This window comes from Mesorhizobium sp. WSM4312, from assembly GCF_002294875.1.
Lineage (GTDB): Bacteria > Pseudomonadota > Alphaproteobacteria > Rhizobiales > Rhizobiaceae > Mesorhizobium.
Genome location: NZ_NSFU01000018.1, coordinates 39,136 through 51,041 on the forward strand (window position 1 = coordinate 39,136; position 11,906 = coordinate 51,041).

Annotated in this window: 8 protein-coding genes; 1 reads left to right on the forward strand and 7 read right to left on the reverse strand. The window is 63.6% G+C overall.

Annotated elements, in window-relative coordinates; translation table 11 throughout:
- Positions 1 to 17 precede the first annotated feature (17 nt).
- The 5 genes from CK228_RS26930 to CK228_RS26950 form a co-directional block, all read right to left on the reverse strand.
- Positions 18 to 1,685: an ABC transporter ATP-binding protein gene (locus CK228_RS26930; RefSeq protein WP_095789767.1), complete on the reverse strand. Its 1,668-nt coding sequence runs from the start codon at positions 1,683 to 1,685 to the stop codon at positions 18 to 20.
- A gap of 10 nt (positions 1,686 to 1,695) precedes the next feature.
- A complete protein-coding gene (locus tag CK228_RS26935) occupies positions 1,696 to 2,835 on the reverse strand; it encodes an ABC transporter permease (protein WP_095775277.1) in 1,140 nt (379 codons plus the stop codon).
- The gene (locus CK228_RS26940; protein WP_095775276.1) at positions 2,836 to 3,843 is read right to left on the reverse strand and encodes an ABC transporter permease; all 1,008 of its coding nucleotides are present in this window, start codon (positions 3,841 to 3,843) and stop codon (positions 2,836 to 2,838) included. It lies immediately after the preceding gene.
- 116 nt (positions 3,844 to 3,959) lie between these two features.
- The gene (locus tag CK228_RS26945) at positions 3,960 to 6,041 is read right to left on the reverse strand and encodes an ABC transporter substrate-binding protein (RefSeq protein ID WP_095775323.1); all 2,082 of its coding nucleotides are present in this window, start codon (positions 6,039 to 6,041) and stop codon (positions 3,960 to 3,962) included.
- 100 nt (positions 6,042 to 6,141) lie between these two features.
- Positions 6,142 to 7,608 (reverse strand): alpha-glucosidase/alpha-galactosidase, encoded by a 1,467-nt coding sequence (locus CK228_RS26950; RefSeq protein WP_095789768.1) that lies wholly within the window; start codon positions 7,606 to 7,608, stop codon positions 6,142 to 6,144.
- A 68-nt stretch (positions 7,609 to 7,676) separates the two neighbouring features.
- Here CK228_RS26950 and CK228_RS26955 point away from each other — a divergent pair, with 68 nt between their 5' ends.
- A complete protein-coding gene (locus CK228_RS26955) occupies positions 7,677 to 8,732 on the forward strand; it encodes an AraC family transcriptional regulator (RefSeq protein ID WP_179296060.1) in 1,056 nt (351 codons plus the stop codon).
- Between the two features lie 22 nt (positions 8,733 to 8,754).
- Here the strand turns inward: CK228_RS26955 and CK228_RS26960 are convergent, their stop codons facing one another.
- Both CK228_RS26960 and ugpC read right to left on the reverse strand, forming a co-directional pair.
- Entirely contained in the window at positions 8,755 to 10,782 is a 2,028-nt protein-coding gene (locus tag CK228_RS26960; RefSeq protein ID WP_095775274.1) for an aldo/keto reductase, read from the reverse strand.
- Between the two features lie 36 nt (positions 10,783 to 10,818).
- Positions 10,819 to 11,898 (reverse strand): sn-glycerol-3-phosphate ABC transporter ATP-binding protein UgpC, encoded by a 1,080-nt coding sequence (gene ugpC, locus CK228_RS26965; RefSeq protein ID WP_095775273.1) that lies wholly within the window; start codon positions 11,896 to 11,898, stop codon positions 10,819 to 10,821.
- Between the last annotated feature and the right edge of the window lie 8 nt (positions 11,899 to 11,906).

Genomic DNA, 11,906 nt, shown 5'->3' on the forward strand with positions numbered 1-11,906 from the left:
TAACCTCCGGCATATGTTCAAGCCACATCGAAAGCGGCTCGGACGAGCCGTTCGGTGTAGGCGGTCTTGGGATTGGTGAGGACCTCGTCGACAGGTCCCTGCTCGACGATCTTGCCGTGCTGCATGACGATAACGCGGTGGCACAGCGCGCGCACCACCTTGAGATCGTGCGAGATGAAGAGGTAGCTGAGGCCGCGTTCGTCCTGCAGCTTGCGCAAGAGGTCGATGATCTGCGCCTGGACGGAGAGGTCCAGCGCCGATGTCGGCTCGTCGAGCAGGATGAATTCGGGCTCAAGCGCGATGGCGCGGGCGATCGCGACGCGCTGGCGCTGGCCGCCGGAGAATTCGTGCGGGAACCGCGACAGGATATCGCCCGGCATGCCGGCGCTGACCAGCGCCTCGCGCACCCGGTCGACCCGCTCGGCTCGCGTCGCGCCGATGCTGTTGACGATGAGCCCTTCCTCGATGATCTGGCCAATCGTCATGCGCGGATTGAGCGAGGAGAACGGATCCTGGAAGACGATCTGCATGCGCGAGCGCAGCGGCCGCATCTCGCTGCGCGACAGGCCCTGGATCGGTTGGCCGTCGAAACGGATCTCGCCGCGCCTGGCGTCGATCAATCTCAGCAGCGCCTGGCCGAAGGTGGTCTTGCCGGAACCGGATTCGCCGACCAGCCCCAGCGTCTCGTGGCGGCAAAGCCTGAGGCCGAGATCGTCGACGGCGACCAGCTCGCGCCAGTCCGGCTTCAGGAAACCGCCGTGGCGCAGCATGAAGCAGACGCGCACGTCATTCGCCTCGAGGATGGCGCCGCTGCCCTCAGGAAGCGGTTGCGGACGTCCGCGCGGCTCCGAGGCGAGCAGCCGCTGCGTGTAGGGGTGCTGCGGGTCCGCAAACAGCCGTTCGGTGACGTTGTGCTCGCACATCGCGCCATGCTGCATGACATAAACATAGTCGGAGAATTTGCGCACCACGGTGAGATCGTGGGTGATCAGGATCACCGCCATCCGCAGCTCTTTCTGCAGATTGCGGATCAGGTTCAGGATCTGCGCCTGGACGGTGACGTCAAGCGCGGTGGTCGGCTCATCGGCGATCAACACGTCGGGATCGTTGGCCAGCGCCATGGCGATCATCACGCGCTGCCGCTGACCGCCCGAAAGCTGGTGCGGATACTGTTTGAGCCGAGCCTCCGGCTCGGGGATCTGGACATGCCGCAGCAGTTCGAGCGCCCGTGCCCAGGCCTGCCGGCGGCTCACCTTGCGGTGCACCCGGATCGCCTCGACGATCTGGCTGCCGACCGTGTAGATCGGGTTGAGCGAGCTCATCGGCTCCTGGAAGATCATCGAGATGCGGTTGCCGCGCAGCTTGCGCCGCTCGCTCTCGGGGAATTTCAGGATGTTCCGGCCGTCATAACAAATGCTCGACCGGGGCGACACGGTGGCCCGCCGCGACAGCAGCCCCATGACGGCGCGCGCCGTCACCGACTTGCCGGAACCGGATTCGCCGACGATGGCAATCGTCTCGCCGCGATAGAGCTGGAACGAGATGTCCTTGACCGCTTCGACAACACCGTGCTCGACCTTGAAGGCGACCTCGATGTTGCGGGCATCGATGATGGGCTGGTCCTGGCGACCGTCATGGTCATGACGAACGGTCGGGGCGAAGGAATCGGCGAGTACGACGGTCATCCCAGCCACCTCAATACGGATCAACGGCGTCACGCAGGCCGTCGCCCAGCGCGTTGAAGGCAAAAACGGTGGCAAGCACGAAACCGACCGGCGACAGGATCCAGGGATAGGTGCCGATGACGGAATAGGTCGCGGTGTCTTGCAGCATCAGGCCCCACGAGATCAGCGGCGGCTTGACCGCGAAGCCGAGGAACCCGAGGAAGGATTCGAGCAGCACCACCGTCGGGATCGCCAAGGTGACGGCGACGATCACGTGGCTCATCACATTGGGCAAGATGTGCTGCAGGACGATGCGCCGGTCAGTGGCGCCGACCGCCATGGCGGCGCGCACATATTCGATGCGCGCCAGCGCCAGCGTCTTGCCGCGCACCTCGCGCGACATCTGCGCCCAGCCCAGCGCCGACATGACGATGATGACGAAGGCGAGGAAAACGTTGGTCGGCGCGGTGACGGGGATCAGCGTCGTCAGCGCCAGATAGAGCGGCAGCTGCGGGAAGGCCAGCACCAGTTCGACGAAGCGCTGCATCCAGACGTCGAACCGGCCACCGAAATAGCCGGAAACCATGCCGACGGTGGTGCCGATGACGGTGATGATGAAGACGACGGTCAGCGCGATCATCAGCGAGACCCGCGAGCCGTGGATGGCGCGCGACAGCACATCGCGGCCGAACTTGTCGGTGCCGAGGAAATGTACAGGCTGGCCGTCCGTCGAAGCAAAGAAATGCCGGTCCGCCGGGATCAGCCCAAAGAGCTTGTAGGGCGCGCCCTCGACGAAGAAGCCAAGTAGCCTCGGATGGTCGTAGTCGGGGCCGACGACGGGCTGGAAGGTGACCGGATCGAGATCGGCCGAATCGGCCAGCGCATAGACCCGCGGCCGCGCGACGAAATTGCCGTCCTTGTCGTGGAAGGAAGGCAGTTGTGGCGGGGCGAAGCCGACATCGGTAGCCTTCGGATCCATCGGTGCCAGGAATTCGGCGAACACAGCCATCACCAGCAGCAGCACGACGAGCCAAAGCCCTGCCATGCCGGTCCAGGAGCGCTTCAGCCGGCGCCAGACGAGCGCGACATAGCTCTCATTGCCGCGCGCCGGTTTGGCGACGATGGGTCCTTCGGCCGGCAGCGGCGGGGGTGATGGATCGCGGGCAAGCATCTAGCTCTCTCCGTATTGGCGGATGCGCGGGTCGAGCAGGACGAGCAGCATGTCGGCGATGATGTTGCCGACGATCAGCGTCGCCGACAGCACCATCATGAAGGTAGCGGTGACATAGACGTCGCCGACCGCCATCGAACCGACGATCGCCGGGCCGACGGTCGGCAACGCGAAGATGATCGCCGTCTCGATCTCGCCGGTGAGCATGTAGGGCAACACCACGCCCTGATACATGACGAGGGGATGCAGTGCATTGGGCACGGCATGGCGCATGACGACAGCGCTGCCGGTCAGACCCTTGGCTCTCGCCGTCTCGACATATTGTGCGTTGAGCGTATCCAGCAGATTGCCGCGCATGACGCGCATATTGTAGGCGAGGCCGCCGAAAGTGGCGATCGCCACGACCGGCCAGACATGCTTGACCAGGTCGACGAACTTCGCCCACGACCACGGCGCGCCGCCAAATTGCGGCGAGAAGAATGAGCCGATTTCCGACACGTTGAACTGGAAGACGAGGAGATAGACGATGATCAGCGCCATCAGGAAGCGCGGCACGGTCATGCCGAGGAAGGAGATGGCCGAGAGCGTCGAGTCGATCCAGGTGTATTGCCTTGTCGCCGCCCATATGCCGAAGGTGATGCCCAGCACCGAGGCCAGCAGATGACAGACCAGCGCCAGGAGCAGCGTGCGCGGCAGGCGCTCGCCGACGACATCGGCCACCGGCTTGTTGTAGTAGAGGCTGTAACCGAAATCGCCGCGGGTGATGATGCCGCCGATCCAGTTGAGATACTGGACGGGCAGCGGCTTATCGAGGCCGTGTTCGACGCGGTAGGCCTGCGCCTGTGCATCGGCCTCGGCGAAGGACGCGCCACCCTGGTTGATCAGCTGCGAACGGATGTAGTCGGCATAGTCGCCGGGCGGCGCCTGGATGATGGCGAAGGTGACGAGGCTCAGGATTGCGAGGACCGGAATTGCCGACGCTATGCGCATAGCCAAGAATCGCAGCATGGACGGTCGGCTTCCTCATTTCGCCGGACGCTCCCATTGAGGGTCGTTCGGAGGGTTGGTCTGTCCCGGCCGCGCCAGCGGCGCGACCGGGTCTCTCTTGGTCAGGGGAGGTAAACTTACATCGGGCCCTTGTCCCCGGGCTTGCCGGGAAGCTCCTGCGGGAACAATTCGTATTTCGCCTGCTTGCCGGCCGCGACGAAGACGCGTTCGCGGACAATCGAATCCTCGGCCCAGTTGAACATGAAGATCGGCGTGCCCTGCGGAATGTTCGAGAAGCGCTTGTTGACGATCAGCGCGCCGGGATATTCCGTCAGGCCGACATTGTAGACGTGTTCGGTCGAGATCTTCTGGAACTCTTTCATCAGACTGGCGCGTTTGTCGTTGTCCTCTGACGCGACGAACTTGTTGACGATGTCGACGAGGTCTTTTTCGAAAGGCATCAGGTCGACCTCGCCGCTTTCCGGCGCACGGTGATTCCAGCTGGTTTTCGGGCCGACGGGCGCAAGCTGTTCGGTGTTCTGCACGACCGAGGTCAGTTCCTGGTCGTTGCGCCGGATCAGCCAGTCGAAACGGCCGGAATATTGCGAGGCGTCGCGCTGGGTTCCGTTGAGGCCGTTCAGCACGACCCTCAAGCCCAGCTTTTCCATTTGCGCGACGACACCTTCGGCAAGGCTTTTGTCGGTGCCGTAGTCGTTGTTGACCAGCATCACGATCTCGACGTTCTTGCCGCCGGCGGTGCCGGCCGGGAAGTTCACGAAACCGTCGCCGTCGGTGTCCTTGAGGCCGGCCTTGGCAAGTTCGGCCTTGGCGCCCGCGAGGTCGAACGGATAGTAGACGGTCGACTTGCGGTCATAGAAGCTGGTGCCCGAGGAGAAGCCGCCGGGATAGATGGCGGTGAACGGCCCCTTGACCAAGGAGGCGCCCAGCGCCTTGCGGTCGAGCGCCATGGTGACGGCCTTGCGGAAGTCCTCATTGCGGTTCAGCTCACGAACTGCCTGGCTTCGCTCGTCCGGGTTGCCCCAGCCATTGGCGGAATAGTTCATGCGCAGATTGTAGCCGATGAGGCGTGGACCGAAGGCGAGCCGTGCCGGCGCGTTCGCTTCAGCGGCGCGCTTCAGCGAGGCGACAAAGTTTTCCGGCTGCTCGAGGTTGGAGAAGTCGCCCGAGCCGGCGACCGCCTGGACGTCGCGGTCGGCCCAGGTCGACAGCTTGTATTGCAGTTCGTTGAGATAAGGCAGCTGGTTGCCCTTCTCGTCGACCTTCCAATAGTAGGGGTTGCGGCGCATGACGATGATGTCGTCCGGCCGGTATTCGACCGGAACCCAGGCGCCCATCACCGGCATGTTCATATATTCCGGCGGGAAGGCGTTCTTGAACTGGTCGTAGGTGTTCTTCGAATATTTCGGATGCTGCGGCTTCAGTATGTGCGCGGGGCCTGGGCAGAAGGTGCCGTAGGCCATGGCGTAGAGGTATTGTTTCGGGAAGGCTTCCTTGAACGTCCACTCGACAGTGTAGTCGTCGATCTTCTTCAGCGTCGTGCCGACGCCGAAGGTTTCCGGCGTCGCGCCATTGAGCGGCGAGACGTTCGGGTCGACCACCTCGTCATCCCAATAGAACATGACGTCGTCAGCGTTGAAGGCCACGCCATCGGACCATTTGGCCCCCTCGATCAGATGCATGGTCAGCTTGTGGCCGTCCTTCGACCACTCCCAGCTTTTGGCCAGGTTCGGCAGCGGCTCGGTGTCCTTGGCTTCGACCTGGAACAGCGGCGCCGTGCGCGTCAGGCATTCGGAGAGGCCGATATCGATGCCGCCCCAGCCTTGCGTCTGGCCGGCGCCATAGTTCCAGCCTTCCGGCCGGCCGCCGATGACATGGCGCATGGTGTCGCCATAGACGCCGACGCCGTCAGGCATGTTGGCCGTCTTGAAGACCAGCGGCTCCTTCGGCAGCCTGTCCTTCACCGGCGGCAGCTTGCCGGTCTTCACGTATTTTTCGGTCACCCAATCCGGCTCGTGATATTCCGGCAGGGCCTTGAACTCCAGGATGGAGTCGCGCGCGACGTATTTGATCTTGCCCTCGGCCGGAAAGGTCGCCGGCACCGGCGGGACTGTCGGCTCTGAAGCGAAAGCGTTGAGTGCCGGAACCGAGACGCTCAGCGCCAGTCCGGCGGCAATGCCAATGCTGCGTAGGTTTCTCATAATCTCCTCCCTCATGTTCAGACGTTTTCTGCTGCTCGTCTTCTGCCCGAAACTGGCTGCGGTGGACCTGCCTCCCGTGTGTCCGCCGCGCCCGGATTTTTCAGCCGGCCTGTTTGAGCGCGGCTTTTTCGGCACGCAATTCCTCGATCGAGCGCACGTTTCGCCGCGCAGCACCGGCCCATTCACGGGTCTTGACCGCAGATTTCGACAGCCGCTCCTTGGCGGCCGGAATCGCATGCGCATATTGCGGCAGCCATTGAGCCTGGGCGACGACCATCTCGTCCACCATCTGCCAGACTTCCTCCGGCGTCGACACCGCACCGACCAGAGGGTCGTGCAGCACGGCGAGCTTCAGGAGATCGATGTCGCCTGATATCGCGGCATGGACCGACATGCGCTGGACGTTGATCGAGGACATGCAGGTGGCCGCACAGGCTTCCGGCAGCGTGATGCCGGCGGCCATGTTGATGCCGAAACGGTCGACGAAGCCGGGCGATTCGATGATGGCGTCCTGCGGCAAATTGATAATCACCCCATTGTTCCTGACGTTGAAGTGGCCGCGATAGACGCGGTTGGTCTCCAGCGCCTCCAATATGTGGCTGGCATGCTCGTTGGAGCGCTTTTCCGGATCGATCGGCTTCGACGCCGCTTCGAGGAATTGCGGATACTCCGTCTCGAACCAGTTGCGGGTTTCGGTGGAGTAACGGAGATAGCCGCCGGTCTCGCCATGGATCCAGTCCGACATGTCGATCCAGCGCGTGATCTCGTCGGGGCGCTTACGGTACCAGGGCAGGTATTCGGAGAGATGGCCGTTGCTCTCGGTCGAATAGACGCCGAAGCGCTTCAAGACATCGATGCGCAGCTTTTCCTGCTGCGAATAGACCGGATGCGCCTCGAAGGCGGCGATCAGCTCATCCTTGCCGATCCTGCGGCCATTCAGCCGCAAATCGATGAACCAGGTCTGGTGATTGATGCCGGAACAGACATAGTCGAGCTCGTGCCTGGACTTCGCACCCAGCACCTCGGCGATCTGCTCGGCGCCATGCTGGACGCCGTGGCAGAGGCCGACCGTGTCTACCTTGCCGTATTCGATCGCCGCCCAGGTGTTCATGGCCATCGGGTTGGCGTAGTTGAGGAATTTGGCGCCCGTCGCGGCGACCTCACGTATGTCCTTGCAGAAGTCGAGGATCACCGGGATGTTGCGCTGACCATAGAGGATGCCACCGGCGCAGATTGTGTCGCCGACGCACTGGTCGATGCCATATTTCAACGGAATGCGGATGTCGTCGGCATAGGCCCCCAGGCCGCCGACCCGCACACAGCTGATGATATAGCGCGCGCCTTCGAGCGCCCTGCGGCGATCGGTTGTCGCCGTCACCCTCGTTGGCAATCCGTTCGCCTCGACGACCTTGTCGAGGATCGCCTTGATCATCCCGAGATTGTGTTCGCTGAGGTCGGTCAGCGCGAATTCGACATCCCTGAATTCGGGCACGCACAGGATGTCCGTGAACAGTTTCTTGGTGAATCCGACACTGCCGGCACCGATGATAGCGATTTTGAAACTCATCTCCCGCACCTCATCCTATTCCAGTGACAGGCCGGGAGTGACAAGGGGGGCGGTCGCAGCCACATGCCATGGCATGTGTGCGGGACAAGCCGGATTCTGGCCTGTCGACCTCCCTGTCCGCTCCTCGCCTGCGGATCTCTCTCGCTTTTCGAGGGGGATTATGCCCTTATTCACGAGCGCGACCAGAGAAGGATTATGCTTTCAAGGGTAATTTTGTGCTACGAGATTTGATCGCCAACGGACAGTCGATGCGCACGATCTCGCTGCCGCGCGGCCGGCAGCGCCTGCATGCCATGCCGACAAGCACCGGCTATGAGGTGCGCGAGGACGAGATCTATGACTGGGACGGACGCAAACGCGGCCAGACGCCGTTCACCGTGCTCCAGCACACGATCAGCGGCACCGGCCGGCTGCGCTACGAGAACCGCAACTACCGCCTGCAGGAGAACGACACGCTGCTGGTGCTGGTGCCGCACAACCACCGCTATTGGCTGGCGAGCGACGAGCGCTGGGAATATTTCTGGATCTCGATGAACGGCGAGGAGGCGCTGCGCATCCACAAGTCGATCCTCAGCATCTCCGGTCCGGTGTTCCGGCTTAAGCCGGCTACGATCGACCACCTTGCCGATTGCAGCCTGCGCCTCATCAAGGGGGCGGCCTCAGCGGGTGCCGCGTCCGCTATCGCTTACGAGGCGGCGATGGCGCTCTATGACGATGTCTTCGGCTCACATGCCTTTGCCGAAAAACAGAGCGCCATGCAACCGGTCATCGACCATATCAACGCCAATCTCGACAAGCCGCTGCCGGTGGCGGAGCTCGTCCAGATCAGCGGCCTCAGCCGGGCTCATTTCTCGCGCTGCTTCGCCGAGAGCGAAGGCCTGCCGCCCGCTGAATTCGTGCTGCAGCAGCGCCTGCAGCGGGCGGCGAAGCTGTTGACCAAGGCGGACTTCCTGCCGGTGAAGGAAGTCGCCATCCTGTGCGGCTTCGAGGATGCGAACTATTTTTCGAAGGTCTTCCGCCGCCTCTACGGCACCACGCCCAGCCAGTTCCGCACCACCGGCATGTATGCCAGTCTGCGAACGCCGGCCAGACGCGGCGTCAGGGTATCGGACGACGAGATATGATGCCGCTTTGAGGCCTGTTCCATCAGGCCGCGTGCAGGCTGCCGCCGTCCAGCCACTCGAGATCGGCAGGCGAAAGCGCGATATCCAGCGCCCGCAGGCTGTCCTCCAGCTCGCCCAGCGTGCGCGGCCCGATCAGCGGAACCGACGGGAAAGGCTGGTTGAGCACATAGGCCAGCGCAACGTGGATCGGGCTCTTGCGCAGCCGCGCGGCGAGCTCGATGGCGCGGTCGCGGCGGCCGAAATTGCGCTCCGAATACCAGACCCGCACCAGTTCCTCGCTGTCGTGCCTGTCGCGCCCGGCGCGCTCGGTGAAGAAGCCACGGCCCTGGCTCGACCAGGCGAAATTCGGCATCTGCCTGGATGTCAGCCAGGCCTTCCAGTCGTCGGTGGAAGAGGCGACACAACCCGCCCAGATCGGCTCCAGCATTTCGGCCAGCGAAAAATTGTTGGAAAGCGCGCCGGGCTTCTGCTTGCCGGTGCGCTCGGCATAGGCAATCGCCTCGTCCATGCGCTGCATCGTCCAGTTCGAGCCGCCGAACGGGCCACGGATGCGACCGGCCTTCACCTCACGGTCCATGGCATCGACGAACTCGCCGACCGGCACATCCGGATTGTCGCGGTGCATGAAATAGATGTCGACATGGTCGGTCTGCAGGCGATCGAGCGACTGGGCAAGCTGCTTGCCGATCACGTCGGGATAGCAGAGCGGAGAATGCGCGCCCTTGGCGATGATCACCGACTGCTCGCGCACGCCGCGGCTCTGCAACCACTGGCCAAGCAGTGTCTCGGTGTAGCCGCCACCGTAGACATAGCCGGTGTCGAAGAGATTGCCGCCGGCCTCGAAGAAGGCATCGAGCAGGATCGAGCCCGAGGAGAACGTGCGGAAATCCTCGAAGCCGAGCGCCACCACCGATGCCGGCTTCGCCAGGCCCGGAATGGCGCGCTTGCCGATCGCCGTGCCGCCCGACCGCAGAGGCCGGCCGGAGATGGTGCTGGTGCGCAGCGGGGCCTTTTCGATTTCGTACTCCAGTCCAACGGCAGCGCGCCATCTGTCGAGCACGCGCAAGGTGCCGAGACTGTCGGCCCAATCCATGCCCGGCCAGGCGAACTCCTGCCGGCCGGCAAGGATGGCCTCGCCGGCGCCGTCGACCTCGAAGGAATAGACATGGCGCTTTTCATCGACGCTGATCGTCTCGCGCGACCCGTCGGCGCCGATCACGTCGATCCGGCCGAGGCCGACATCGCGATTTCCGCCGGCGAACCAGAAGTCCGGCACTTCGATGCGGCCCTTGGTGCCGAGGATGCGCAGCACATTGTCCTGGTTCAGCGAGATGCTGCAGGAAACCTCGGCGACGATGCCTCCGGGAAAATGCAGCAGCGCCGAGGCCCATTCGTCGACGCCGGACTGGCCAAGATGAGCGGTACCAACCACCTTGTCGGGCTCGGCGAAAGGTTGTCCCGATGCCGCCCCGGCAATCAGCCGCGCCATCGAGACGGTATAGCCGCCGACGTCCAGTATGCCGCCGCCGGCGGAATCATTGGCATAGAGACGGTGTTCCGGCATGAAGCCCGGCATGGCGAAGCCGAAGCTCGACTTGATCATCCTGACCTCGCCGATGACGCCCGACCTGATCAGTTCCACCAGCTTCAGAGTCTGCGGGTGCAGCCGGTACATGAAGGCTTCGCCGAGAAAAGTGCCGGCCTTGCGCGCGGCATGGAACATGGCGTCGGCCTCGAAGGCGGTCAGTGCCAGCGGCTTTTCGCACAGCACGTGCTTGCCCGCTTCCGCAGCCCGGATCGCCCATTGCGCGTGGCCGGGATGCGGGATCGCAATGTAGACGGCATCGATGTCGGGATCCGCAAGCAGCGCTTCATAACCGTGGACGATGCGGGCGCCGGGAAATTTCCCGGCAAGGCCCGGCTTGTCGGGATTGCGCGCGCCGATGGCTACCAGTTTTCCGGTGCGCGAAGCGGCCAGGCCGCCGGCGAACGCCTGGGCGATGCTGCCCGGGCCGAGAATGCCCCAGCGAATGGGCGTGGTTGCGGTCATTGTCATTCTCCTTGAAGGCTGGAAGGGGGCAGCCGGTCAGCGCAGCCGCAGCCCTTTTTCGTCGAACAGGTAGGATTTGCGGATGGAAACGGTGACCTCGGACGTCGTGGGAACCTTCGCCGCGTCGCGTTGGATCACCACGTCTTCGCCATGGGCCGTTCGGGCGTAGAGAAAGCTCGTGCCACCGAGATGCTCGACCACGTCGATGGCGACGACAAGGTCGGTGCCACCTTCTCCGGCACTGCCGAAATGCTCGGGCCGCACACCTACGATAACCTTGCTGCCCGCTTCCGGCGCGGCGCCGGCCAGCGGCTGGGTGATACGGGTTTTCTCCTGGCCCGCAAGCTCGACCACGACCCCACGCGCATCGTGCCCGACGATTTGCGCCTTGATGAAGTTCATTTTCGGCGAGCCGACAAAGCCGGCCACGAACAGATTGTCGGGATCGTCATAGAGATCGAGCGGCCGGCCGATCTGCTCGATATGCCCGGCGCGCAGCACGACGATCCGGTCGGCGAGCGTCATCGCCTCGGTCTGGTCGTGCGTGACGTAGATCATCGTGGCGCCGAGTTCCTTGTGCAGGCGCGAGATCTCGACGCGCATCTGGACGCGCAGTTCGGCGTCGAGATTGGACAGCGGCTCGTCGAACAGGAACACTTGCGGCTCGCGCACGATGGCGCGGCCGATGGCAACGCGCTGGCGTTGGCCGCCGGAGAGTTTCTTCGGGCGCCGGTCCATCAATTCGCTGATGCGCAGGATCTCGGCCGCGCGCTTCACCCGCCGGTCGGTGTCGGCCTTGGGATTGCCGGTCATGCGCAGCCCGAAGGAGAGGTTTTGCTCGACGCTCATATGCGGATAGAGCGCATAGGACTGGAACACCATGGCGATGCCTCGATCGGCCGGCTCGACATCGTTGACCAGTTTGCCGCCGATGGCAATCTCGCCGCCGCTGATGTCCTCGAGCCCGGCGATCATCCTGAGCAGGGTCGACTTGCCGCAGCCGGACGGACCGACGAAGACGACGAACTCGCCGTGCTTGATGTCGATGTTGGCGCCATGGACGACTTCGAAGACGCCGAAGCGCTTGACCACATTGCTCAGCGTAACGGTTGCCATGCTGCCTC